General features: G+C 56.5%; 24 protein-coding genes and 1 pseudogene. 16 read left to right on the forward strand and 9 right to left on the reverse strand.

Annotated features, from left to right (window positions below):
• Positions 1-987: NAD(P)(+) transhydrogenase (Re/Si-specific) subunit beta (locus AC1DRN_RS05545; RefSeq protein ID WP_458238552.1), on the forward strand; the 987-nt coding region annotated here is incomplete at its 5' end.
• Positions 988-1,111: 124 nt separating this feature from the next.
• Here AC1DRN_RS05545 and AC1DRN_RS05550 read toward each other — a convergent pair.
• Complete coding sequence (locus AC1DRN_RS05550) at positions 1,112-2,002, reverse strand: LysR family transcriptional regulator (protein ID WP_223457334.1); 891 nt, start codon at positions 2,000-2,002, stop codon at positions 1,112-1,114.
• A 164-nt stretch (positions 2,003-2,166) separates the two neighbouring features.
• On the opposite strand from AC1DRN_RS05550, the gene AC1DRN_RS05555 reads away from it, so the two are divergent.
• The 4 genes from AC1DRN_RS05555 (at position 2,167) to AC1DRN_RS05570 (ending at position 7,400) form a co-directional block, all read left to right on the forward strand.
• Complete coding sequence (locus tag AC1DRN_RS05555; RefSeq protein ID WP_223457333.1) at positions 2,167-3,249, forward strand: 4-oxalomesaconate tautomerase; 1,083 nt, start codon at positions 2,167-2,169, stop codon at positions 3,247-3,249.
• 43 nt (positions 3,250-3,292) lie between these two features.
• Positions 3,293-4,627, forward strand: a complete 1,335-nt coding sequence (locus AC1DRN_RS05560; RefSeq protein ID WP_223457332.1) for a dicarboxylate/amino acid:cation symporter — start codon at positions 3,293-3,295, stop codon at positions 4,625-4,627.
• 123 nt (positions 4,628-4,750) lie between these two features.
• Positions 4,751-6,055, forward strand: a complete 1,305-nt coding sequence (locus AC1DRN_RS05565) for a CitMHS family transporter (RefSeq protein ID WP_223457331.1) — start codon at positions 4,751-4,753, stop codon at positions 6,053-6,055.
• A 91-nt stretch (positions 6,056-6,146) separates the two neighbouring features.
• Positions 6,147-7,400 carry an OprD family porin gene (locus tag AC1DRN_RS05570; protein WP_223457330.1) on the forward strand — a complete coding sequence of 418 codons (1,254 nt, stop codon included), beginning with the start codon at positions 6,147-6,149 and terminating at the stop codon, positions 7,398-7,400.
• 164 nt (positions 7,401-7,564) lie between these two features.
• On the opposite strand, the pseudogene AC1DRN_RS05575 reads toward AC1DRN_RS05570, so the two are convergent.
• A pseudogene (locus tag AC1DRN_RS05575) lies at positions 7,565-7,735 on the reverse strand (helix-turn-helix domain-containing protein); the annotation flags it as partial.
• A gap of 309 nt (positions 7,736-8,044) precedes the next feature.
• On the opposite strand from AC1DRN_RS05575, the gene antA reads away from it, so the two are divergent.
• From antA to antC, 3 genes are read left to right on the forward strand one after another with little or no spacing between them, the layout of a single operon-like run.
• Positions 8,045-9,430, forward strand: coding sequence for an anthranilate 1,2-dioxygenase large subunit (gene antA, locus AC1DRN_RS05580; RefSeq protein ID WP_223457329.1), 1,386 nt, complete (start codon positions 8,045-8,047; stop codon positions 9,428-9,430).
• Between the two features lies 1 nt (position 9,431).
• The gene (antB, locus tag AC1DRN_RS05585; protein ID WP_223457328.1) at positions 9,432-9,920 is read left to right on the forward strand and encodes an anthranilate 1,2-dioxygenase small subunit; all 489 of its coding nucleotides are present in this window, start codon (positions 9,432-9,434) and stop codon (positions 9,918-9,920) included.
• Between the two features lie 18 nt (positions 9,921-9,938).
• Positions 9,939-10,970, forward strand: a complete 1,032-nt coding sequence (antC, locus tag AC1DRN_RS05590; RefSeq protein WP_223457326.1) for an anthranilate 1,2-dioxygenase electron transfer component AntC — start codon at positions 9,939-9,941, stop codon at positions 10,968-10,970.
• A gap of 89 nt (positions 10,971-11,059) precedes the next feature.
• Here antC and gbdR read toward each other — a convergent pair whose 3' ends face one another.
• Positions 11,060-12,163 (reverse strand): choline metabolism transcriptional regulator GbdR, encoded by a 1,104-nt coding sequence (gene gbdR / locus AC1DRN_RS05595; RefSeq protein WP_223457324.1) that lies wholly within the window; start codon positions 12,161-12,163, stop codon positions 11,060-11,062.
• A gap of 313 nt (positions 12,164-12,476) precedes the next feature.
• Between gbdR and AC1DRN_RS05600 the strand changes: the two genes are divergently transcribed.
• The 6 genes from AC1DRN_RS05600 to AC1DRN_RS05625 all read left to right on the forward strand — a co-directional run bounded on the left by AC1DRN_RS05600 (position 12,477) and on the right by AC1DRN_RS05625 (position 18,211).
• On the forward strand, positions 12,477-12,803 hold the full coding sequence (locus tag AC1DRN_RS05600; protein WP_223457321.1) for an outer membrane protein transport protein: 327 nt from the start codon (positions 12,477-12,479) through the stop codon (positions 12,801-12,803).
• Between the two features lie 13 nt (positions 12,804-12,816).
• Positions 12,817-14,268 carry a DUF1254 domain-containing protein gene (locus tag AC1DRN_RS05605; protein ID WP_223457354.1) on the forward strand — a complete coding sequence of 484 codons (1,452 nt, stop codon included), beginning with the start codon at positions 12,817-12,819 and terminating at the stop codon, positions 14,266-14,268.
• Positions 14,269-15,156: 888 nt separating this feature from the next.
• Complete coding sequence (locus AC1DRN_RS05610; protein WP_223457319.1) at positions 15,157-15,939, forward strand: transporter substrate-binding domain-containing protein; 783 nt, start codon at positions 15,157-15,159, stop codon at positions 15,937-15,939.
• 55 nt (positions 15,940-15,994) lie between these two features.
• Positions 15,995-16,723 (forward strand): ABC transporter permease, encoded by a 729-nt coding sequence (locus AC1DRN_RS05615; RefSeq protein ID WP_108217648.1) that lies wholly within the window; start codon positions 15,995-15,997, stop codon positions 16,721-16,723.
• Entirely contained in the window at positions 16,720-17,430 is a 711-nt protein-coding gene (locus tag AC1DRN_RS05620) for an ABC transporter permease (RefSeq protein WP_218429054.1), read from the forward strand. Before AC1DRN_RS05615 ends, AC1DRN_RS05620 begins: the two co-directional genes overlap by 4 nt.
• Before the next feature lie 16 nt (positions 17,431-17,446).
• A complete protein-coding gene (locus AC1DRN_RS05625; protein ID WP_223457317.1) occupies positions 17,447-18,211 on the forward strand; it encodes an ABC transporter ATP-binding protein in 765 nt (254 codons plus the stop codon).
• 83 nt (positions 18,212-18,294) lie between these two features.
• Here the strand turns inward: AC1DRN_RS05625 and arsJ are convergent, their stop codons facing one another.
• The 3 genes from arsJ to AC1DRN_RS05640 form a co-directional block, all read right to left on the reverse strand.
• The gene (arsJ, locus tag AC1DRN_RS05630; protein WP_223457315.1) at positions 18,295-19,530 is read right to left on the reverse strand and encodes an organoarsenical effux MFS transporter ArsJ; all 1,236 of its coding nucleotides are present in this window, start codon (positions 19,528-19,530) and stop codon (positions 18,295-18,297) included.
• Positions 19,531-19,539: 9 nt separating this feature from the next.
• The gene (locus tag AC1DRN_RS05635) at positions 19,540-20,544 is read right to left on the reverse strand and encodes an ArsJ-associated glyceraldehyde-3-phosphate dehydrogenase (protein WP_223457313.1); all 1,005 of its coding nucleotides are present in this window, start codon (positions 20,542-20,544) and stop codon (positions 19,540-19,542) included.
• Between the two features lie 90 nt (positions 20,545-20,634).
• Complete coding sequence (locus AC1DRN_RS05640) at positions 20,635-21,006, reverse strand: metalloregulator ArsR/SmtB family transcription factor (RefSeq protein WP_223457311.1); 372 nt, start codon at positions 21,004-21,006, stop codon at positions 20,635-20,637.
• A gap of 184 nt (positions 21,007-21,190) precedes the next feature.
• On the opposite strand from AC1DRN_RS05640, the gene AC1DRN_RS05645 reads away from it, so the two are divergent.
• Entirely contained in the window at positions 21,191-21,343 is a 153-nt protein-coding gene (locus tag AC1DRN_RS05645; protein WP_223457309.1) for a DUF4406 domain-containing protein, read from the forward strand.
• 95 nt (positions 21,344-21,438) lie between these two features.
• A complete protein-coding gene (locus tag AC1DRN_RS05650) occupies positions 21,439-21,795 on the forward strand; it encodes a hypothetical protein (RefSeq protein WP_223457307.1) in 357 nt (118 codons plus the stop codon).
• 286 nt (positions 21,796-22,081) lie between these two features.
• Here AC1DRN_RS05650 and AC1DRN_RS05655 read toward each other — a convergent pair whose 3' ends face one another.
• Genes AC1DRN_RS05655 through AC1DRN_RS05665 form a run of 3 tightly spaced genes read right to left on the reverse strand, consistent with a single transcriptional unit; the run spans position 22,082 to position 24,924 of the window.
• Positions 22,082-23,170: an ABC transporter ATP-binding protein gene (locus tag AC1DRN_RS05655; protein ID WP_223457305.1), complete on the reverse strand. Its 1,089-nt coding sequence runs from the start codon at positions 23,168-23,170 to the stop codon at positions 22,082-22,084.
• 39 nt (positions 23,171-23,209) lie between these two features.
• Positions 23,210-24,007 carry an ABC transporter permease gene (locus tag AC1DRN_RS05660; RefSeq protein WP_223457303.1) on the reverse strand — a complete coding sequence of 266 codons (798 nt, stop codon included), beginning with the start codon at positions 24,005-24,007 and terminating at the stop codon, positions 23,210-23,212.
• Positions 24,004-24,924, reverse strand: a complete 921-nt coding sequence (locus AC1DRN_RS05665) for an ABC transporter permease (RefSeq protein ID WP_223457301.1) — start codon at positions 24,922-24,924, stop codon at positions 24,004-24,006. Before AC1DRN_RS05665 ends, AC1DRN_RS05660 begins: the two co-directional genes overlap by 4 nt.
• Positions 24,925-24,947 lie beyond the last annotated feature (23 nt).

A 24,947-nucleotide genomic window follows, 5' to 3' on the forward strand; every position in this document is an offset into this window, starting at 1 on the left:
TCGGTCATTGCCTTCGGCAAGCTGGCCGGCAAGTACAAGTTCCGCCTGTTCCAGGGTGCACCGGTCCAGTTCAGCGGCCAGCACAAGCTGAACCTGCTGCTGGGTCTGGCCACACTGGGCCTGGGCGTGACCTTCATGCTCACCGGTGACTACACCGCTTTCGCCGTGATGCTGGCCCTGGCCTTCGTGCTCGGCGTGCTGATCATCATCCCGATTGGTGGCGCCGACATGCCCGTGGTCGTGTCGATGCTCAACAGCTACTCCGGCTGGGCGGCGGCGGGCATCGGCTTCTCGCTGAACAACTCGATGCTGATCATCGCCGGTTCGCTGGTGGGCTCAAGCGGTGCGATCCTCTCGTACATCATGTGCAAGGCGATGAACCGTTCGTTCTTCAACGTCCTGCTCGGTGGTTTCGGCAACACGGCGGAGGCGGCCGGCCCGGCGGGCTCGAAAGAAGCCCGGCCGGTGAAATCCGGTTCGGCCGACGACGCGACCTTCCTGCTGACCAACGCCGACACCGTGATCATCGTGCCGGGCTACGGCCTGGCGGTCGCGCGGGCSCAGCATGCACTGAAGGAACTGACCGAGAAGCTGACCCATCGCGGCGTGACCGTGAAGTACGCGATCCACCCGGTGGCCGGTCGCATGCCGGGGCACATGAACGTGTTGCTGGCCGAGGCCGAAGTRCCTTACGACCAGGTGTTCGAGATGGACGACATCAACTCCGAGTTCGGCCAGGCCGACGTGGTGCTGGTGCTGGGSGCCAACGACGTGGTCAACCCGGCGGCGAAGAACGATCCGAAATCGCCGATTGCCGGCATGCCGATCCTCGAGGCGTTCAAGGCCAAGACCATCATCGTCAACAAGCGCTCGATGGCCAGCGGCTATGCCGGTCTGGACAACGAACTGTTCTACCTGGACAAGACCATGATGGTGTTCGGCGACGCGAAGAAAGTCATCGAAGACATGGTCAAGGCCGTCGAGTAAAACCTGCCCAGCCCCTCCCAAAAAACCCCGGCCATTGACAGGACGGGGTTAATGGGAGGGTGAAGCCCACCCACTCACCAGTGAAGTCTGCTCGACGACGCTTACTATAAAAATCGCCGCTCCCTTATTGCGGCCATTGTTCGAGCAGTATTGAAACGAATTTCTCCGCTGCGGGGGATAGTGATGCCCCCCGACGGTAAACCAACCCCAACGATCGATTCACCACAGGCTCTATCAAAGGGACGCTTACCAGCGTTGGGTGATCCCCGGCAGGCATTGCCAGACTTGGCATCGCCGATACGCCGAGCCCAGCCTCTACCAGGCCCAGAGAAGTAGACAAGTGCTGTACCTCGTAGAACCACTGTGGGCGCCAGCTCAAGCCTGATAAAGCGTGATCCAGCAGCATACGGTTTCCGCTCAGGCGACCAACGCCGATAAGACGATAATCGCTGAGCTCAGACCAAGTCACCGAGCTACGTTCAGCCAACTCATGATCACGCCTGCAGGCCAACACAAAAGGTTCATTCACTAATGGCACGAACTCGATATCCGGGTGCTGGCCGCTCATCATATTGATGCCGAAATCGGCTTCGCCCCGCAGGACCGCCTCAAGGCCTTCATTCGCACTAAGGTCCAGCAGTCGGATTCGAATTTTAGGATAGCGCTCGTTGTACAGGCGGATCACCGAAGGCAGAAAGTAGAATGCGGCAGTCGGAATACACGCCAGGGTCACCCTGCCAATTTGACGTTCCGCGAGCTCGCGGATATTGAGAATCGACTCATCGAAATCGTCCAGTAATCGCCGTGCCTTAGGCAGAAAATCTCTACCTACGCTGGTCAGGCTGACCTTGCGCGTTGTGCGATCGAGCAATGCGGTTCCCAACCCTTCTTCCAGCTTTTTGATTCGCCGGCTCAAGGCTGGCTGAGACAGATGCAGGGCATCAGCCGCTTCGTGAAAACTGCCCAGTTCGGCAATCTTCACGAAAGATCGTATGTCATTAAGCTCATAGTCCATTTTTTGTCACGCCAGCAACGAGGATGGATAGCAATCTATCTCAATTTAATAATTCGTCAAACGCAATAATAGCGACGATATTTGCATTGGAAACATTTTTTAAAGCCTGACACTCTTGCCTTCAGAACATCAATTACCCCGATTGATCAACAAGAGTCTGTGTCATGCAAAGAATTCCCTGTGTGCTAATGCGCGGCGGTACCTCCAAAGGCCCGGTATTTCTCGCTTGGGATTTACCTGCATCCATCGAAGCCCGTGACGAGCTGCTGCTCAACCTGATGGGCTCAGGTCATGAGCTGGAAATCGATGGCATCGGCGGCGGCAGCCCGCAAACCAGCAAAGTAGCTATCGTCAGCCCTTCGTTGCACCCAGACGCGGATGTCGACTATCTGTTCGTACAAGTGATGGTTTCACAACGTCGGGTAGATACCGCACCCAACTGCGGCAACATGCTTTGTGCCGTTGGCCCGTTTGCTATTGAACAGGGCTTGGTCAAGGCGTCCCGCGAGCGTACTCGTGTGCGCATTCGCAATTTGAACACAGGGACATTTGTGAATTCCGAGGTGCAGACCCCGGATGGCAAAGTCAGTTACGAGGGAGAGACTGCAATCGACGGCGTGCCGGGTACCGCTGCTCCGGTGCAACTGACCTTCCTCGATGCAGCCGGCAGCAAGACTGGCAAACTCTTCCCTACAGGAAACACACAGGATGTGATCGATAACGTTCCTGTGACCTGCATCGACATGGCAATGCCAATGCTTCTTGTCGAAGCTGGCCAGTTGGGCAAACGTGGAGATGAAAGCCCGGCCGAACTGGACGCCGACAAGGAATTTTTGCGGCGCCTCGAGTCGTTGCGACTTCAAGCAGGCCTCGCAATGGGTCTAGGTGATGTCAGCGACAAGGTAATTCCCAAACCCGTATTGGTATCACCGGCTAAAGCCGGTGGCACGATCCAGGTTCGCTACTTCATGCCACACAACTGCCACCGTGCCCTTGCCATTACTGGCTCCATCGGCCTGGCCACCGCTTGCGTCACTGAAGGCAGCGTAGTCGCGCAGATGCTGGGTGGAATCAGTACCCCTCGTCTGGAAAATGTTCGAATCGAGCATCCAAGCGGCGCAATTGACGTCGTGTTGTCCTACACCGGTGCCAAGGGTGAGACCATTCGCGCCTCAGTCGTACGCACGGCACGCAGGCTATTCGCCGGTTACGTTTACGCCACCGCCTCTGCGCGACTTGCCGGATAGACCCGGTAGTCGTTGGCATTTTTGCATCAGCACAATTCTAAAAATGGGTGATGCCATGAAAGTTGTTAAATCGCTCTATTTCCAGATTCTCTGCGCTGTCCTGCTGGGCGTAATCGTCGGGCATTTCTGGGCTCAGCAAGCTATCGCTCTCAAACCGCTCGGTGATGCCTTCATCAAGCTGATCAAGATGATGATTGCACCTGTCGTGTTCTGCACCATCGTCACCGGTATTGCCGGGATGAGTGACAAGCGTTCACTCGGTCGCTTGCTCAGCAAGACCATGTTGCTGTTTCTTGGGTTGACGGTGATCAGCCTGATCATCGGCCTGGTCGCGGTCTATGTGTTCAAGCCTGGCGCCGGCATGAACATTGATCCGAGTCAGTTGAGCACTAGCGGACTGGCTCAATACACCGAGTCGGCTGCGCAGCTGGGGGTGGTCGAGTTTTTCATGCACATCATCCCCGATACCTTTATCGGTGCATTCAGCAAAGGTGAAGTACTGCCGGTGCTGTTCATTGCGGTGTTGTCTGGCTTTGCCCTGTCCTCGCTTGGCGAGCGTGGCAAGCCGGTGCTTGACGTTCTTGAAGCAGCGTCGCACATGGTCTTCAAAATTTTCTCTTACCTGATGCGTTTTGCACCCATCGGCGCTTTCGGCGCGTTGGCGTTCACGGTAGGGCAGTACGGCATCACTTCGCTTGGTTCGCTGGCGAAATTGATCATGACTTTGTACATCGCCTGCGGTTTCTTTGTTTTCGTGGTGCTGGGAAGCATTTGTCGCGCTAATGGCTTCAGTCTCTGGAAGCTGTTGCGATACTTCCGTGAGGAGTTTCTGGTGGTGCTGGGGACTTCTTCCACCGAACCTGTGATGCCACGCATGCTGGAGAAACTCGAAGCCTTGGGTTGCAAAAAAGGCGTGGTGGGTCTGGTGCTGCCGACTGGTTATTCGTTCAACCTGGATGGCACTGCCATCTATCTGTCGCTGGCCGCCATTTTTATTGCCCAAGCCTGCAACATCGACCTCACCCTCACCCAGACCATCACCATGTTGGCGATCATGCTCTTGTCCTCAAAAGGAGCCGCTGGGGTTACCGGCAGCGGTTTTGTCGCACTGGCATCTACGCTGACCGTGATGCACGACATTCCGTTGGCCGGCTTGGCCTTGCTGATTGGCATCGATCGATTCATGTCTGAGGCACGTGCACTGACCAGCCTGGCCAGCAATGCTGTGGCAACTGTCGTGATCTCTATCTCGGAAAATGCTTGCAACCGGGAAACGCTGATCCAGACCCTGGACGGAAAACCTGTTCCGGCTGAGGAGCTGGCCAAGAAAGAATCCTGGGAAGACCTGAAAGTCGCCAAGAACGCCAAGATCGGATAGTCCCTACTCCTGACTTTACTCAAAACCCACCCGCCAGGCACCGTTGATCGTGTCGCTTAGCGGGTTGGGGTGCGTATGCCTCGGCGTCAGCCACTCTAACGATAACAACAAGAGAATCGTTCTATGCTCGCTTTCCTTGGCTTAGCCATGGTGGTCGTATTCACCGTCCTCATAATGACTAAGCGTCTGTCGCCCATTGTCGCACTGACTGTTGTACCCATCGTATTCGCCATCATCGGTGGCTTTGGCGGTACCACCGGCAAGATGATGCTCGACGGCCTGAAAATGGTCGCCCCTTCAGCCGCACTCCTTTTATTCGCAATCCTGTTCTTTGGTTTGATGATCGACGCCGGTTTGTTCGACCCACTGATTCGCAAAATTTTGAAGCGAGTCAATGGTGACCCAATGAAGATCGCTGTTGGCACTGCCCTCCTCTCCTTGCTTGTAGCTTTGGACGGTGACGGCACAACCACTTACATGATTACTTGCGCGGCAGTGCTGCCGCTGTACAAGCGTATTGGCATGAACCCGATGATATTAGCGACCATCGCTATGTTGTCTCTTAGCATTATGAGTGGCATGACGCCATGGGGCGGCCCCGCGACTCGCGCGATCGCGGCATTGGGCCTCGATGCGGGTAAATACTTCGTGCCCTTGCTACCGACCATGATTGGTGGTGCGATGTGGGTAGTCTTTACCGCGTTTTTGCTGGGCCGTGCCGAGCGTAAGCGTATCGGCAATGTTCAGCTGCAAAGTGGTGGCGGCGATTGCTACATCGAGGCGATTCTTGAGGACACACCGCACAAGCGTCCCAAGCTTGCGTACATCAACCTGCTACTCGTAGCTGCAGTGATGGCGGCTCTCGTGATGGGGCTGATGCACTCCGCGATTCTGTTCCTGATCGGCTTCGTTCTGGCGCTGATGATCAACTATCCACAATTGGACATTCAGAAAGAACGCATCCTTGCCCATTCGGGCAACGCCATAACCGTCGTGTTACTGGTGTTCGCAGCCGGGATTTTTGCCGGGATTTTTTCTGGTACAAAAATGGTCGACGCCTTGGCCCAAACCCTCGTCGACTGGATTCCGCCGTCCTGGGGGCACCTGTTCCCACTGGTCGTTGCGATCACCAGCATGCCGCTGACTTTCGTGCTGTCTAACGACGCCTACTATTTTGGCGTATTGCCGATCCTGGCCAATGCGGCCGCAGCTTATGGCATTGATCCCGTGGAGATCGCCCGGGCGTCTATTCTCGGACAGCCTGTACACCTGATGAGCCCACTGGTCGCTTCTACTCTGTTGCTGGTGGGAATGGTCGACCGCGATATTGGCGACTTCCAGAAAGCCACCGTCAAATGGGCGGTGCTCACCTCCCTGGTGGTTACTGCACTGGCCTTGTTAACCGGGGCAATCAGCCTGTTCACCTGATTCACCCAAATCTTATGCCGTCTTCCAACGAGCCTCACTAGCGAGGCGCGCGCTGTCCTGCACTCTAAATAACAACAATGAGTAATTTGCCATGAGTTTTTTGCATTCCCGTCAGGCTTTGTTTTGCGTTTTAGGTTTGTTGCCAATGGCCGGTGCCAGCGCCGAAGGCTTTATCGATGACAGCAAACTTAAACTGCAACTACGAAATGTGTATTTCAATGAAAACTTTCGTGACGAGCACGGCATGAGCGCACGAGCAGCGAGAACCGCAAAAAGTGAGCGAACTGAGTGGGCTCAAGGATTCTTGCTGGACTATCAGTCAGGATTTACACAAGGGACGATGGGGTTTGGCATTGATGCCCTTGGTCTGTTTGGGGTCAAGCTCGACTCAGGCCGTGGCCGTAGCGGTACCGGACTATTGCCGGTTCATGATGACGGTCGGGCGGCCGACGAGTTTGCCAGTGCCGGTGTTACAGCAAAAGCACGGCTTGCAAAGACCACCGTCAAATACGGCACCTTGCTGCCCAAGACCCCTGTGCTGATTTACAACGATGCGAGATTGTTGCCACAGACCTATCAAGGCACCCAAATAAGCAGCAGCGACATAGAAAACCTTACCGTCACCGGAGGATACCTGGACCGTTTCAAACTCCGGGACTCTACCGACAGCATGCCGATCGTACCTGACGGTTTCAGTGGGGATAAATCAGGAGATTTCAGCTACGCCGGTGCCGAATATAAATTGGGCAAGGACCTCCGTCTGAGCTATTTCTATGGCGAGCTCGATAACTTTTATCGCCAGAACTTCGCAGGCATCCAACACGACTTGCCCTTGGCCGGTGGAGTGCTCACCAGTGACTTGCGCTACTTCCATAGCGCTGATACTGGATCTGCCTTCGACGGCAAAATCGACAACGACATGCTCAGTGGCCAACTGTCATATGCCATCGCGGGCCATACGATGGGGGGTGGCTATCAGACTCTTAGCGGCGATGCAGGCTTACCCTTCATCAGTGGTGCTACCGTCTATTCATTCAGTAACGCTGGCATTGGCAAATTCATTGAGGAAGACGAGAAGACCTGGATGCTTAATTACGGCTACAACTTCGCGGCCGCAGGCGTGCCTGGTTTGACCTTTTCCACGCGCTACCTGAGTGGCAATGACGGTAAATCCGATACCACCGTCAAGGAATGGGAGCGTGATACCGAGCTGGCTTACGTCGTTCAAGGAGGTTCTTTCAACGGCCTGGGCGTGCGCCTTCGCAACTATGTCTACCGCTCGGATTTTTCCCGGGGGCGTGATAGCAACCGGATCTACCTTACCTACGACATTGTCCTTTGGTAGGACGCGGATCACGACCGGATACCAAGGCTCGGGGCCGCGATCACGAGCCAATCCATTTGAACGAGCGATAAAAGAACCTCCGCCTGAGGCCACTCGAACGATGGCTGCGGATCTCCCCCCGAGGCCGCAATGCACAAAGCACCACTCATGAGCCGACTTTATGACTAGTGTTTTCGACTCCGTTCAACTGTTTTTGACGGCACTTCCAAAAATAACTTCTTGTAGTCGGATGAGAATCGGCCCAAGTGGGTGAATCCCCACTGCATCGCCACCGCAGTAATATTGCCATTGCATCCACCTTCCAGCAGCGCCTGCCTTACCGCTTCCAACCGAAAACGCTTTAAAGCACCGCATGGATGTCTTGAAACTCAGCATTGTTCCCGGCATGAGTTTGCAGATTCATCGCAGCACCACAAGAGTGACAGATCAGGCTACAACCGTACTTTCAACGCCTCGGAATCACTATCCGCATAATGCAAAAATCATCATGAAAACGCACAAAAGAAAACCGCCATGCATGTCCCATAAAGAGTGAGCCGTACCCCCTCAGAAGCGGATAGATATCGCCTCGAATCCGGATAGATGCACCACACAAAAAGGCTTTCAATCGGGGTGAGCCTAAAAACTACAAAAGGGTGTACCTGATGAACAATTCGAGAAGCATTGCGCAGTGGCAAGAATACATTCAGGGCTGCCTGGATTTCCGTCCGGCTGAAGGCATTTACCGCATCGCCCGTGACATGTTCACAGAGCCGGAACTGTTCGACCTGGAGATGGAACTGATCTTCGAGAAGAACTGGATCTACGCCTGCCACGAGAGTGAAATCGCCAACCCCAATGATTTCCTGACGATGCGTGCGGGTCGTCAGCCCATGATCATCACCCGCGATGGCAACAATCAGCTTCACGCGCTGATCAACGCTTGTCAGCATCGGGGCGCGACCCTGACTCGCGTCAGCAAAGGCAACCAGTCCACCTTCACCTGCCCGTTCCACGCCTGGTGTTACAAAAGTGACGGCCGCCTGGTCAAGGTCAAGGCCCCGGGGGAATACCCGGAAGGCTTCGACAAGGCTACCCGCGGCCTGAAGAAAGCACGGATCGAGAGCTACAAAGGCTTCGTCTTCATCAGCCTGGACGTCAACGGCAGCGACTCGCTGCAAGACTACCTCGGCGATGCAAAGGTGTTCTTCGACATGATGGTCGCCCAGTCTCCTACCGGCGAGCTGGAAATACTGCCCGGCAAGTCGACCTACAGCTACGACGGCAATTGGAAACTGCAGCACGAAAACGGTCTGGACGGTTATCACGTCAGCACCGTGCACTACAACTACGTCTCCACGGTGCAACATCGCCAGCAAGTCAATGCCGCCAACGGCGGCGGCTCCAGCACACTGGACTACAGCAAACTGGGTGCCGGTGATGCGGAAACCGACGATGGCTGGTTCTCGTTCAAGAATGGCCACAGCCTCTTGTTCAGCGATATGCCCAACCCGACTGTGCGCGCCGGTTATGCCAGCGTCATGCCGCGCCTGGTGGAGGAATACGGCCAGCAGCAGGCTGAGTGGATGATGCACCGTCTGCGCAACCTCAACATCTACCCAAGCCTGTTCTTCATGGATCAGATCAGCTCGCAACTGCGTATCGTGCGTCCGGTAGCCTGGAACAAGACAGAAATCACCAGCCAGTGCATCGGCGTCAAGGGTGAGTCCGACGCGGACCGGGAAAACCGCATTCGCCAGTTCGAAGACTTCTTCAACGTTTCAGGCATGGGAACCCCCGACGACCTGGTGGAGTTTCGTGAAGCCCAGCGCGGCTTCCAGGCACGCCTTGAGCGCTGGAACGAAGTGTCCCGCGGCAGTGAAAAATGGGTCGAAGGCCCCAATCCCAACAGCGAGGTCCTGGGCATCAGCCCGGTACTGACCGGCACCGAGTTCACCCATGAGGGGCTCTACATCAATCAGCATGGGTCCTGGCAGCGTTTCCTTCTGCAAGGTCTGGAACAAAAAGCCCTGAAGTTGAAGGAGGTGTGAAATGAGTGCACTACAACATTCCATCGAGCAGTTCCTCTACCGCAAAGCCGAACTGTGCGATCAGCAGGATTGGGACGCCTACATCGCCCTCTTCGATGAGCAGAGTGAATTCCACCTGCCGCAATGGGAATCGGAGCATGTGTACACCACCGACCCCAAGCGCAGCATGTCGCTGATTTACTACTCGAACCGCTCTGGTCTTGAAGACCGGGTGTTTCGTCTGCGCACGGGTAAATCGGCGGCGTCAAACCCGATGCCGCGCACCCTGCACCAGATCAGCAATGTGCGAATCAAGGAGCTCGATAACGGCTTGCTTGAAGTCAAGGCAGCCTGGGTCACCCTGTATACCCGACAGGGGTTGTCCGAGCAGTTCTACGGCCATGTGACCTACCACCTTAAAGCGGTCGCAGACAGCTGGAAGATCACTCGCAAGCATATCGTGTTGCTCAACGACACCATCAACTCAGTGCTTGATTTCTATCACCTGTGACCTGCGGAGCACGCTGTCATGAACCATAAAGTCGCTTTCAGCTTCGCCGACGGCAAGACCTCGTTCTTCGAGGTCAAGCCAAACGAGTTGTTGCTCGACGCTGCGCTGCGCAATGGCGTGAACATCCCGCTGGACTGTCGCGAAGGTGTCTGCGGCACCTGTCAGGGGCGCTGCGAATCAGGTCAATACACTCAAGATTATGTCGATGACGAGGCTTTGTCCGTACACGATCTGGCGCAACGCAAGATGCTCTCTTGCCAAACCCGAGTGCAATCGGATGCGTCGTTCTATTTCGATTTCGATTCGAGCTTGTGCAACGCTGGGGCAACTCAATTGTTGCAAGCGGTGATTACCCGAGTGGAGCAGGTTTCAGCCACGACCGCGATCCTTCATCTGGACGCTTGCTCCAGCCAGCAGCAATTGGATTTTCTTCCGGGACAATACGCGCGCCTGCATGTACCTGGAACCAGTGAGTGGCGCTCCTATTCTTTTGCCAACCGACCCAATCCCACTAACCAGCTTCAATTTCTCATCCGCCTCCTGCCGGATGGCGTGATGAGCAACTTCATTCGTGAGCATTGCCAACCCGGTCAAACCATCGAGTTCGAAGCCCCTTTGGGTAGCTTTTATCTACGCCAGGTGACCAAGCCTCTGGTACTGGTCGCAGGAGGTACCGGCCTGTCGGCTTTCCTCGGGATGCTGGATAACATCGCGGAAAAAGGTGGCTGTGGGCACCCGATCCAACTGTTCTATGGTGTCACTCAGGACAATGACCTGTGCGAAACCCAACGACTGGCGGACTATCGCGAACGTATCGTGGATTTCGACTACCACCTCATCGTGTCGAGGCCATCAGAGCAGTGGAAAGGGAAAACCGGATGGATTCCTGATCACTTTGACCGCAATGCGTTTGAGGCTGATCCATTCGATATTTACCTGTGCGGCCCTCCGCCAATGGTGGAAGCAGTCAAGACCTGGTTCATCGAGCAGCAAATCGAAAAATTCCAGATGTTTTACGAGAAGTTCATCGAGAGCAATTCAAAACATTAAGAACCATGGGGAGTATCTGGAATCGACCAGATACTCCCCTAATTCCAGTCAGTTAAGCGTTGGCTGCGATCTTTTAATAACGCCTCGGTCTAGAGCCTTACACTGGCAAACGTCGACTCATTGCGCGCCTGGCTCAGCGCCGACAACGGTCCGGACAGCGGCGACAGCACCAGGGCCTGTGGCAGCGGCGTCATCGCGACTTGTTGTGTGGTGTTGGAACTTACACGCTCGTCGCGTGGCGGAATACCGTAGTACTCGCGGTAGCACTTGGAGAAGTGCGGCGTGGACACGAAACCACAGACCGACGCCACTTCGATGATCGACATCGGCGTTTGCTTGAGCAATTGCCGCGCGCGGATCAGGCGCAGCTTGAGGTAGTAACGCGATGGCGAGCAGTGCAGGTACTTCTGGAATAGCCGCTCCAGCTGACGACGGGACACCGCGACATACACCGCCAGTTCGTCGAGGTCGATCGGCTCTTCGAGGTTGGCATCCATCAGCGCCACGATTTCCTGCAACTTCGGCTGGTTGGTGCCGAGCATGTGCTTGAGTGGCACGCGTTGGTGATCCTGCTCGTTGCGAATGCGCTCGTAGACGAACATTTCCGAAATGGCCGCCGACAGTTCACGCCCGTGATCGCGGCTGATCAGGTGCAGCATCATATCCAGTGGCGCGGTGCCGCCGGAGCTGGTGAAGCGGTTCCGGTCGAGGGTGAACAGCCGGGTGCTCATGGTCACCCGAGGAAAGGCTTCCTGCATCGCCGCCAGGCATTCCCAGTGCACACTGCAATCGAATCCATCCAGCAAGCCGGCACCGGCCAGCGCCCAGCTACCGGTGCACACCGCGCCCAAGCGTTTGGACTGACGTGCCTGACTCTGCAGCCACGACACGTGTGCGCGGGTCACCGTGCGTTGAATGCCGATCCCGCCACAGACAATCACAATGTCGAGCGGCGGCGCTTTGTGCATGGCGGCGTCAGGCGTGATCTGCAGACCGTCACTGGCCCAGACTTGACCGCCATCGACGGTGAGCGTGGTCCAGCGATACAGCTCGCGGCCGGATAACTGATTCGCCATGCGCAGGGGTTCCACTGCGGACGCCAGGGAAATCAGCGTGAAATTGTCCAGCAGCAGAAAGCCGATGGATTGAGGCGCACGGTTCTGGGGTTGGGCCCCGGAGTTGAACGTCGTCATCGCGGTATTTCCTCACACAAAGCGGGTAAACGGCCTCAGGCGCAGGCTCTTTTTATTGCTCGTCCGGCGAGCTATTTGTATTTACCTGCAAAACTCACACCCAACTTCAATGGATCCTTCCATGCGTTCAAAAAACGACACTCCAATGTCTCTATCTCGATGGTCGCAAGGGGTAAGGTTAAAAGCGAAGGAGATGTGGTCAACCACTCTACTCATTGGCAGTGGGCAATAAGGTAGCGTTTTTGGGAGGGAATGACCGAAAACGATCACTTGCTTGCTACCGACATGCACAGGTCGGTTTTCGAAAAGAACAATGAGCGATGACGTTAGTGATTGCAGCAACCTGAAGGTTGTCCTCGACTTCAAGGATCACCTGGATGTGAAGAGCAGTGCTCCGTTGGTGAGCCGCCTCAACAGCCTCAACACCAAAGTCGACCTGAAAGTACCGCAAACGGCGACCCTCAGCCTGTACCGGCAACTGGATACGCAATGGTCTATTCTGGCCACAGTCAATTGGCAGGATTGGTCGAAATTCGGCGACATCGGCATTGACGTAGACACTTCCAGAACCGTTTCACATGGACACTCACAACGCCAGCTTGCACAAAACCAACGAGGTGGAAATGAACAGGAAGTCTAACAGGGGCTGGACAATGGCTGCGGCGGTCGTCGTCGTAGGTTCAACGCTTTTCGCGGGGTGTGCGGGCAAGAACGACCCGATCGCGCAGGCAGACAAGGCGGATGTGGCCAAGGGCGTGGCTGCGCCGAGTCTCGAGCAAACCAAGGCGATCGCCGAGGAAGGCTTTATCTACGGCTTGCCGCTGGTCATGAACTACGCCGTGATGAACGAATTCGCGGTGGACTCCAAGTCCAGCCAGTTCAAGGCCCCCTTCAACCAACTGCACAACGATCATAAGGTCGCGACCCCCGCTGACACAGCCATCATTACACCCAACAGCGACACGCCGTACTCCTTTCTCTGGGCCGACCTGCGCGCAGAGCCGCTGGTGATCACCGTGCCGGCCGTCTCCAAAAAGCGCTACTACTCGGTTCAGCTGATCGACGGCAACACCTATAACTACGGTTACATCGGCAGCCGGGCAACGGCCAGCGCACCCGGGAGCTATCTGATCGCAGGCCCCGACTGGAAGGGTGCGACACCTCCAGGCATCGACAAGGTGTTCAGCTCCACGACCCCTTTCGCACTGACGCTGATCCGCACCCAGCTGTTCAATCCGGACGACATGCCAAATGTCGAGAAGCTGCAAGCGGGTTACAAGGTCCAGCCGCTGTCCGCGTTCCTCCATCAACCCGCGCCGTCCGCTGCGCCGAAGATTGCTTTCGTGCCGGCCACCACTGAGGGCATCAAGGCCAACTTCTTCGAGTACCTGTCGGCCGCGTTGGAGTATGTGCCAGCATCGGCTGAGAACAAGGCGATCCGGGCGAAGCTGGCCAGCATCGGCGTAGGCCCCGGTCGCAGCTTCGAATTCAAAGACCTCTCGCTCGAGCACAAGGCCGTGGTCCTGCTCGGGATGAAGGCCGGCGACGATAAGGTCGACAAGTTTCTCTCGAGCGGAATGAAGAATATCAACGGCTGGAGCGTCGGCGCGTTCTTCGGCGACCAGGCGTTCTACAAAGGCGACTGGCTGATGCGGGCTGGCGCCGCGAAGGCGGGTCTCTACGGTAATGACGCCGCCGAGGCGATGTACCCCATTACGCGTACCGACGGCACCGGCCAGACGTTGAATACCGGCAAGCACAACTACACGCTCACCTTCCCCGCCGGCAAACTGCCACCCGTCAATGCCTTCTGGTCGGTGACCATGTACGACGGCAAGAGCCAACTGCTGATCAAGAACCCGATCAACCGCTACCTGATCAATTCGCCGATGCTGTCGGCCATGAAGAAGAACGCGGATGGTTCACTGACCCTGTACATCCAGAAGGATTCGCCAGGCAAGACCAAGGAGTCCAACTGGTTGCCGGCGCCTGACGACACGGCCTATCTGGTGATGCGCCTCTATTGGCCGAAGGCCACGCAGCCTTCGATTCTTCCCGCTGGCGCCGGTAGCTGGCAGCCGCCGGCAGTGGTGGCTTCGAAGTAACGCAACGCTTGCGACTGCTTGCAGTTGGCAAGCAGTCGTTCGATTGCTCAGGCAGAGATCCAGCGGACCCTATTGCCGAAAGGGCTGAGGCCGCAGGGTCTGACCAACAGAGAACAACAAGCATGTTTCATGAAAACTGTACCTCACAGTGCAACATGGATGACTCGGGGCCTGGTTGATTCGCCATTTCTTACCAGTATCGAACTTTCATCGACTATCCTCCGCCAGCTTTGACTGGCGCACTAAGCGAATGGCAAACACGCCTACCGAACTCCAAAATCAAGGGCGATTGTGTCCCAATGCTGTTCAGTTAAGGAAATTGTAGGAGCGAGCTCGCTCCTACAGAAGATCACATTCGCTTGACTGAACAGCATTGCGATGGTGTCCGCCTTTTTATTGCTTGAGCATCCCGAAGGGATGCTCAACAGTTCTTTTTCAGATCCGCATGTCTGCGGCGCTTTGCTCAGCCTGATTTACATTTCCTCCCATACAGCTTCATGTTCCCCGGGTCGAACTCGTCGTACACATGACCACTCAATGCCTGCGATGACACTCCGTCGTTCTGGCCGTCGATGCTGCCGGGACATCAAGGATTGAGCCAGGAAAGCCGGCGTCCTGAATCTCACACTTTGTTACCGCATACCCCATTCGTGTGTAAAAACCTGCTTTGGTAACAGCCTCGCAGGCTGCCTCCCTCCCTGCGCAAACTTGCCTGCAAAGCCCATCCCAGAGCGCTGTACGCGCTTTCTCAGATGCAAAATCCGCGAATTGGCCGGGTGATTGCATATGCTTGTCTGTACAAGTATCTGCGTGTGCATAAGACATATTGCCAGCAGTACCCGTGCTCTTGCGTCACAAGCGCTTTCGATGGTCCCAGGGAATAAAATAATGAAAAAAGCATTTCTCACCCTTTCTGCATTGGCTTTGTGTGTGGCTGCCGGTTCTGCGCTGGCCAAGGAGTACAAGGAATTGCGCTTTGGCGTCGACCCCTCTTATGCGCCGTTCGAATCCAAGGCCGCCGACGGCAGCCTGGTGGGCTTCGATATCGATCTGGGTAACGCGATCTGCGCGCAGCTGAAGGTCAAGTGCAAGTGGGTCGAAAGCGACTTCGACGGCATGATTCCCGGCCTCAAGGCCAACAAGTTCGACGGCGTGATCTCTTCCATGACCGCCACGCCAGCGCGTGAGAAAGTCATCGATTTCTCAAACGAGCTGTTCTCTGGCCCGACCGCGCTGGTATTCAAGAAAGGCGTGGCCATCGGCACCGATCCGGCCTCCCTCAAGGGCAAGAAAGTCGGCTACGAGCAAGGCACCATCCAGGAAGCCTACGCCAAGGCCGTGCTGGACAAGGCCGGGGTAGAGACCCAGGCCTACGCCAACCAGGACCAGGTGTACGCCGACCTGATCTCCGGACGTCTCGATGCAGGGATCCAGGACATGCTGCAAGCCGAACTGGGCTTCCTGAAGTCGCCACCAGGCGCCGACTTCCAGGTCAGCGAGCCGGTCGAAAGCCCCCTGCTGCCAGCCAAAACCGCCGTGGGTCTCACCAAAGGCAACGCCGAGCTCCAGGCCTTGCTGAACAAAGGTATCCAGGCACTGCACGACAATGGCACCTATGCGGCCGTCCAGCGGAAGCACTTTGGCGATCTGAATCTATACAGCGGCAAATAATGACCCTGCGCCCATTTCCGGATGGGCACTTTTTTGATCGATGTAGGGCTGCCCAATGCTAGAAAACCTCTTGATGATTCTGGGGCTGTCAGGCTTCAGCCTTAAAGGCTTCGGCCCGCTGTTGCTGCAAGGCTCCTGGATGACTGTCAAATTATCCTTTCTGTGCTTGCTGGTGAGCGTTGGCCTGGGCCTGATCGGCGCCAGCGCCAAGCTTTCGAAATCGGCACTGTTGCGCGTCCCCGCGCAGGCCTACACCACGCTGATCCGCGGGGTGCCGGACCTGGTGCTGATGCTGTTGATCTTCTACAGCCTGCAAACCTGGCTGACCTCGTTTACCGATTTCATGGAATGGGAATACATCGAAATCAACCCCTTTAGCGCCGGGGTCATTACCCTGGGTTTCATCTACGGGGCTTATTTCACCGAAACCTTCCGTGGCGCCATCCTTGCCGTACCGCGAGGGCAGATGGAAGCGGCTACCGCCTACGGCCTGACCCGCGCTCAGCGCTTTCGCCTGGTGGTGTTCCCGCAAATGATGCGTTTTGCCCTGCCGGGCATCGGTAATAACTGGATGGTGATCCTCAAGGCCACCGCGCTGGTGTCGATCATTGGCCTGGCCGATCTGGTCAAGGTGGCCCAGGACGCGGGCAAGAGCTCCTATCAGCTGTTCTTCTTCCTGATTCTGGCCGCCTTGATCTATCTGGTGATAACCACCGTTTCGAACTACGTCTTGCGCCGGATGGAAATCTTCTACGCCGCAGGCACCCGGGAGGCCGTGCGATGATCGAACTACTGCAGGAATACTGGAAACCTTTCCTGTTCCAGGACGGCAATCACATCACCGGGCTGGCCATGACCCTCTGGCTGCTCAGTGCCTCGATCTTCTTCGGCTTCGTGATGTCGATCCCGCTGTCGATTGCCCGGGTCTCGAGCAATGTCTGGGTGCGCTGGCCGGTGCAGTTCTACACCTATCTGTTTCGGGGTACTCCACTCTATATTCAGCTGCTGATCTGTTACACCGGCATTTACAGCCTGGCCGCGGTGCGTGCTCAGCCCGTGCTGGATGCGTTCTTTCGCGATGCGATGAACTGCACCATCCTGGCCTTCGCCCTGAACACCTGCGCCTACACCACGGAGATTTTCGCCGGGGCAATCCGCAGCATGGCCCATGGTGAAGTCGAAGCGGCCAAGGCCTACGGGCTGACCGGCTGGAAGCTCTACGCCTACGTGATCATGCCGTCGGCCTTGCGTCGCTCGTTGCCGTACTACAGCAACGAAGTGATCCTGATGCTGCACTCGACCACCGTGGCCTTCACCGCGACCATCCCGGACATCCTGAAAGTCGCGCGGGACGCCAACTCGGCGACCTTCCTGACCTTCCAGTCGTTCGGCATCGCCGCGTTGATCTACCTGGCAGTCACTTTCTCTCTGGTCGGCCTGTTCCGCCTGGCTGAACGCCGCTGGTTGTCTTTCCTCGGCCCGGCTCACTAATTCAGGATGCTTGTTCATGTACAAACTGACCGTTGAAAACCTGCACAAAAGTTATGGCAACCATGAAGTCCTCAAGGGCGTTTCGCTAAACGCCAAGACCGGCGATGTGATCAGCCTGATTGGCGCCAGTGGTTCGGGCAAGAGCACCTTTCTGCGTTGCATCAACTTCCTGGAAACGCCCAATGACGGCGCCATGAGCCTGGATAACCAGCCGATTCAAATGGTCCATGACCGCCACGGCATGCGCGTGGCCGACGCCAATGAACTGCAGCGAATTCGCACCCGCCTGGCCATGGTGTTCCAGCACTTCAACCTGTGGAGCCACATGACCGTGCTCGACAACATCACCATGGCCCCACGCCGGGTGCTGGGCGTCAGCAAGAAGGACGCAGAGGATCGCGCCCGGCGCTACCTGGACAAGGTCGGTTTGCCGGCACGGGTGGCCGATCAATACCCGGCGTTCCTCTCGGGTGGTCAGCAGCAACGGGTCGCCATTGCCCGCGCCCTGAGCATGGAACCGGAGATCATGCTGTTCGACGAGCCGACTTCGGCCCTGGACCCGGAACTGGTGGGCGAAGTGCTCAAGGTGATCCAGGGGCTGGCCGAAGAAGGCCGCACCATGATCATGGTGACCCACGAAATGAGCTTTGCGCGCAAAGTGTCGAACCAGGTGCTGTTCCTGCACCAGGGGCGGGTCGAAGAGCAGGGTGCGCCCGAGGACGTATTGGGCAATCCAAAAAGCGAGCGCCTGCAGCAATTCCTCAGCGGCAACCTGAAGTAGCAAGAGCGCCTTCGAGCAACCAACAGATCGCTCGAAGGCACTGGCTCCCTCAAAGGCCGCTAAATAGCCGCCCTCGGAAAACACTAGACTACGTCGTCAAGCAGCGACGCAGAATGCCTGGGCAGACCTATGGAAATCAAGGCAGCGAGAAGTACGAACGCGCTCGATATCCACAAGCACGCACCCAATCCATAGACCTGATAAATCCAGCCGGAAAGCACCGTACCTATCAGCCGTCCCATGGCGTTCGACATGTAATAAAAACCCACATCCAGTGACACACCATCTTCCTTGGCGTAGGACACGATCAGATAGCTGTGGAGCGACGAATTCACCGCGAACAACGCACCAAAAACCATCAATCCACCCAACAGCACCACCTGTTGCGACAGCCCGGTGTTCAGCCCGAGAGCAATGGCAGCAGGCAGACCGGCCAGTGCCAGCGCCCACAGAAATGCCGCACGACCATCCGGTACGTGTCCACGCTTCTTGCCGGTGATGTGGGGCGCGAAGGACTGTACGATGCCGTAGCCAATCACCCAGGTCGCAAGGAAGCCGCCAACCTTCCAGAAGTCCCAGCCGAACACGCTGCTCAAGTACACCGGCAAGGCCACCACGAACCAGACATCGCGGGCGCCGAACAAGAACATCCGTGCCGCAGAAAGGATATTGATCGCCCGGCTCTTGGACAGGATGTCGCGGAACTTTGGCTTGGCTTTGGCCTTGCCCAGGTCCTTCCTCAACAGGATCAAGCTGCCGATCCAGATCAGCGCCAGTACGCTGGCCATGGCCAGTAAGGCGCCTTTGAAGCCGATCAATGCCAGCAAGACTGCGCCAAGAAAGAAGCCGACACCCTTGAGTGCGTTCTTCGAGCCAGTGAGGATCGCCACCCACTGGTAGAGCTTGCCCTGCTGCCCATCCGGAACCAGAAGCTTGATGGAGCTTTTGGCGCTCATCTTGTTCAGGTCTTTGGCAACCCCCGACAGCGCCTGCGCGCCCATCACCCAAGGGATGGTCAGCCAGGCCACTGGAACCGTCAGCATCAGTAACGCCGCGACCTGGAGGCCCAGCCCGATGTTCATGGTTCGGTTCAGCCCCAGCCGGGCGCCGAGGTAGCCACCCACCAGGTTGGTGATCACGCCAAAGACTTCGTAGAACAGAAACAATGCCGCGATTTGCAGTGGGCTGTAGCCCAACGTGTGAAAGTGCAGCACCACCAACATGCGCAAGGCGCCATCAGTGAGAGTGAAGGCCCAGTAGTTGCCCGTCACGAGCAGGTACTGCCGCACTTGCGGAGCGAGGGCTGACAACGCTTTCATGACCGCTCCTCAGACCGCCAGACCGACCATTTTGGCCAGTTCGACGGTGCGATTGGCATAGCCCCATTCGTTGTCGTACCAGGCATAGAGTTTGACCTGGGTGCCGTTGATGACCATGGTCGACAGCGCATCGATGATCGATGAGCGCGGGTCGGTACGGTAGTCGATGGACACCAATGGACGCTCTTCGAAACCGAGGATGTCTTTCAACTCATTCTCTGAAGCGTCCTTGAGGAGTTGATTCACTTCTTCGACAGTGGTGGCCCGCTCGACTTCAAAGACACAGTCAGTCAGCGAAGCGTTGGCCAGCGGCACCCGTACCGCGTGACCATTCAGACGTCCGCGCAACTCCGGGAAGATTTCGGCAATGGCGGTGGCCGAGCCGGTGCTGGTTGGGATCAAGCTCATTCCGGAGGCACGCGCACGGCGCAGATCCTTGTGCGGCTGATCGAGGATGCTCTGGGTGTTGGTCAGGTCGTGGATGGTGGTGATCGAGCCGTGGCGAATGCCCAGCTTTTCGTGGATGACTTTGACGACAGGGGCCAGGCAATTGGTGGTGCAGGAGGCGGCGGTCACAATGCGGTGCTGCGCAGGGTCGAACAGGTGCTGGTTAACGCCCATCACCACGTTCAAGGCGCCCTGCTCCTTGACCGGTGCACAGACCACCACACGCTTCACGCCTTGGTCCAGGTAGGCCTGCAACACCGCGACGGTTTTCATCTTGCCGCTGGCTTCAATCACCAGATCGCAGCCCGACCAATCGGTGTCGGCAATCGCCTTGTTGGCCGTTACTTTGACGCGCTTGCCGCCAATCACGACATGATCGCCTTCGGCGCTGGCTTCGTTGTGCCAACGGCCATGCACCGAGTCGAAGTTGATCAGGTGGGCATGAGTCGCCGCGTCCCCTGCCGGATCGTTGATCTGCACGAATTCAAACTCTGGCCAGCTCCAGGCTGCTCGCAGAGCGAGGCGACCGATCCGGCCAAAACCATTTATGCCAACTTTGATAGTCATGTTGTTGTGCTCTGTATCTGTTGTCAGTGGGCGTTCGACTGGGTGTCGAACTGGCCGATGTAGTCGATATGGGCAGGGTCGAAGGCGGAATCAGGCGATCTGGCTTTCACAGCAGGCGAGTGCCCGTTCGGGACGGTCGCCCATCTCATCAAGGCGTTTGGCATCAGGACTCAACCAATGCTTGTTGCTTTCCAGTGCAGTGGTCAGCACTTGATGAACCCAATCCGGCAGATTGGGGTGCAGTCGGTAATAGACCCATTGGCCTTGCCGACGGTCCGCCAACAGGCCACAGGTTCTCAGTTGTGCGAGGTGCCTGGAGATTTTTGGCTGACTCTCGTTCAGCGCGCAGGTCAGCTCGCAAACACATAGCTCTCCTTCACGGGTGATGAGCATCATCGTGCGGACCCGAGTATCGTCAGCCAGGCATTTGAAAACAGTAGTCGGTGTCAGATGGTCAGCCATATCAGTTCTCAGTGTTTGTTTTTGACCAAGACGAACATCTTGATGCGCTCATGAATTTCGTGAAGGAGGACACGGGCTTTGCCAGTCATTGTGAAGCCTCAGCTCATATACGGTTTATCGAATATATGAATTTCCGTATACAACGTAAAGAGACAACTGCAAACCAATACATCAAAGCGACTGCATGCGCCGCGACATCGCCGCCCTGATGGACTGCAACACCGTGGCCACGCTCCCTGGCTGGGAGCATTCGAAAGGTGCACGACTGGAAGTGCTGATCGCCGACCGCCTCGGCATGACGGTTGTGAATGCCCAGGATCTGGTATCGATGGGGTGACTGTCGGTCTCACCTTTTGTCGTAAGTCGATTGACTGACAGAGACCTTTGGAGCCCAGTAGTCAGCTGGCTAAACCTGATCAGAAGAGAAACACCATGTCGAAGATAACGGTAATATCCGGTGACTTTCTGACAGGTGCTGCTGAATTTCAATCTGGACTGTTCATTTTAAAATCCGCAGTAAAACCTTCCCTTAAAATAAAAATACCCCTTTCAAAAATAGAAACTTTAGAAACAGCAACCGAGGAAATAGTTAATAAGAAAGGAAGCGTTATTCGATGGAGCCTGGCTGGAGCATTGCTTTTAGGTCCGGTTGGACTGGTTGCGGGCTGGTGGCTAAGTGACAAAGAAAAGGAAATAACTTTCTACGCAAAATTCAAAGATGGCCGCTGCCTGCTTGCCACAACTGATATCGACACTTACTCCAAAATCTCTGCGTCTGCCCTCAAGTAACACCATTCCCCTCCCCTTCAAAGTCAGCCGCTATTGAAGCTGCAAGTACTTACTTGAGCTCCAGCAGTGTTCTGCTCTACGAGAGTCCAGTGACGGCCATCAAGAGCCGACGTTTTTGTGGGGGGAAAAATAGGGGAAATCCATTTCATCGACCAAAATCATCCTCGAAGAACCCGAGTTGCTGATTGCAATTGATGCCAGCCGGATAGTTACCTGCAAACCATTGGCCCACTGCTGATTCAAGTGGTGCGCTTGCATTATCAATGCCTGGTTACAAACCAGCGAGTCAGTCCCCACGCAGAATCAGCGCATGCGCGCCATCCCACTCGGCGAAGATTTTTTGCCCGCAGTGCACGCCAGGCAAGTTGTAATCGGCATGCCGTTTCTGCACCTGCAACTCAAGCCCGCCGCTGGCTTCGAGATAGATGTTGACCATCGAGCCGATGAACTCTTCACCGACGACGGTGCAGTTCAGCCGGTTGCGTCGCATAGGCTGCGCGGTCAGGTCGATATGCTCGGCGCTGACGCAGACTGTAACGCGCTCAGCGGGAACAACCGTTTTACCCTCAGGCAGCCGCGCCAGGAATCCACCGTGCTCCGAATCGAGGCAAACCAACCCGCTATCGTCGAAGCCAACGACGGTGCAATCAAGGATGTTTTTACCGCCAACGAACCCGGCAACGAAGCGGTTGTGAGGCTCAAGGAAAACGTCCTGCGGCGAGCCGATCTGTTCGACCCGGCCGCGACTCATGATCACTACACGATCGGCCATTGCAAAGGCTTCGGATTGACTGTGAGTGACGTAGACAAAGGTGATACCCAGGTCCTTCTGCAGTCCAGTCAGCACGCCTTGCATGCGCACACTCAGATGAGCGTCGAGGGCGCTCAGGGGCTCGTCGAGCAGCAGGATCGGCGGTTCGGTGACCAACGAGCGTGCCAACGCCACGCGTTGCCGCTGGCCACCGGAGAGCAGGCTTATATCGCGAGTGGCGAACTCCTCCAATCCAAGCCGTTCAAGCCACAGTAGCGCCTTCTTGCGTCGCTCAGCCTTGGCCATCCCTCTCATTCGCAGACCGAACTCGACGTTCTCCAGCACGTCAAGAAACGGGAACAGCGCCAGGTTTTGCCAGACCAGCGGCGTCTCCCGTTCCCAGGAGTAGAGATCATTGATGCGCTCACCGTTAAGACGAATTTCGCCTTCACTGGGTTTATCCAGCCCCGCGAGCATGCGCAGCGTTGTGGTCTTGCCGCAGCCGCTCGACCCCATGATCGCGACGAACTCACCTTTGTAAATCTCCAGGCTCATACGTTCGACGGCCTGATAGCTATCGAAATGTTTAACCACGTTGTCGAATACCACCAACGGTTGAGTCATGGCTGAATCCTTCGTGTTCGGATGATTGTCAGGGTGGTATCAGGCACTGGCGGGCTTACGCCGCCGCATCAACAGCAGTTGCGCGAGGATCACTAGGGTCATGGTCGTGATGAAGACGATGGTGCCGATCGCGTTGATGGTCGGGCTCACCTGCCCTTGCAGCGTATTGAGGATGCGCACGGGCACCGTTTCGTTAAGCCCCGACACGAACCAGGCGACAGCGAACTCATCGAAGGAAACGGCCATGGTCACGAACAGCGCGGCGAAAATGCTCGGCGCCGTGAATGGCAGGATCACATGACGCATGGCCTTCCATTGATTGGCCCCCAGGTTCCAGGCCGCCGCCTCGATGTTCGGATCCATCTGCGCCAGGCGCATCCTGATGACCGCCATGGCGAACGGTGCGCACATCACGACATGGCTGATCATCACCGCGTAGATCTCGCCGGATAGCCCGACCCGCGACAGGAAAGCCAGCATCGCCAGCCCCATGATCACCACCGGAATGGTGGGCGGCAGTAGCGCAAGCGCCATGTAGATCGACTTGCCGAAGAACTGGTAACGGAAGTCTGTGTAAGCCGCCGTAAACCCAAGCAGGGTTGATACCAGCGACACGACCACACCCACCGTCAGGCTGTTCCTGAATGCCTGCCAGACCGCCGGATCGCTGGCGATCGTCTCGTACCAGTGCAGGCTGAAACCGCCCAGTGGCAAGGAAGGGAAACGGTCAATGCTGAACGAGAACACGAAGCTGCCGGCAATCGGCAAAAAGATGAAGAGGAACACCATGACGACAAAGCTGCGAAGCAAGAAGTTGATCAACCGATGCTCGTTCATGCGCGCCTCCGGTAAGCGAAACGAACCGCACCAAAAGCGGCGATGAGCAACGTCACGATCATCATCGTTGCGATCACCGCCGCGCGTGGCCATTGCTGGCCGGACTTGGTGGTGTCCGTGATCAGCGTACTCAAGGTCGGCGGCTGACCACCACCCAGGTAGAGCGGGCTGACAAAGTCGCCGAAGGTCAGGATGAAGCAGAACAGCGCCGCAACCACGATGCCGATCCGCGCCGACGGCACCACCACCAGCAGCACCGTTCGCAATCGTCCGCAGCCGAGGTTGTGCGCCGCCTCGATCAATGAACTGTCGATGTACATCAGGCTGAACAGTTGCAGCAAAACCACCAATGGCAGACACAGCGTGAAGTAGCCAATATAAGTACCGAACGCTGTATTGAGCATGGTAAACGGCTCCAGCCCGAGCAGACCGAGCGCGGCATTGAAGATGCCGTTATCGCTGAGGAACACCTGCCATGAATAGGTGCGCACCAGGTAGCTGGTGAAGAACGGCGTGACCAGCAGCAACACCAGCAGCTGCTTTGCCGACTCGCGAAACTTGAAGGCGATCGTATAAGCGCAGGGAAAGGCCACCAGGCTGACCAGCACAGTGGCACCCGCCGCCATGGCGAGGGTATGGACGTAGGCATCCCAAAAGAAGCCGCGGCTGAACATGTAGCTCCAGTTGAGCCATTCGAACGTCGGCACCATCCGGAAGTTACGTACAAGCCAAAAGCTGATGGCCACCAGAAACGCCAGCGGGAATACGAAGAAAATCAATTGCCAGATCAGGATTGGCATCGAGAAACACAGGCCAAACAACGGCAAGCGCCACACCTTCTTGCCGGGATGCTGCGTTTGGGCATCGGTATTTCCCGAAAGCCCTGACGGCGAAGCCTTCAACTTGTCTGAAATCATAGCGACCACCTCCACTCGTCTCG

Source organism: Pseudomonas sp. P5_B3 (assembly GCF_056400405.1).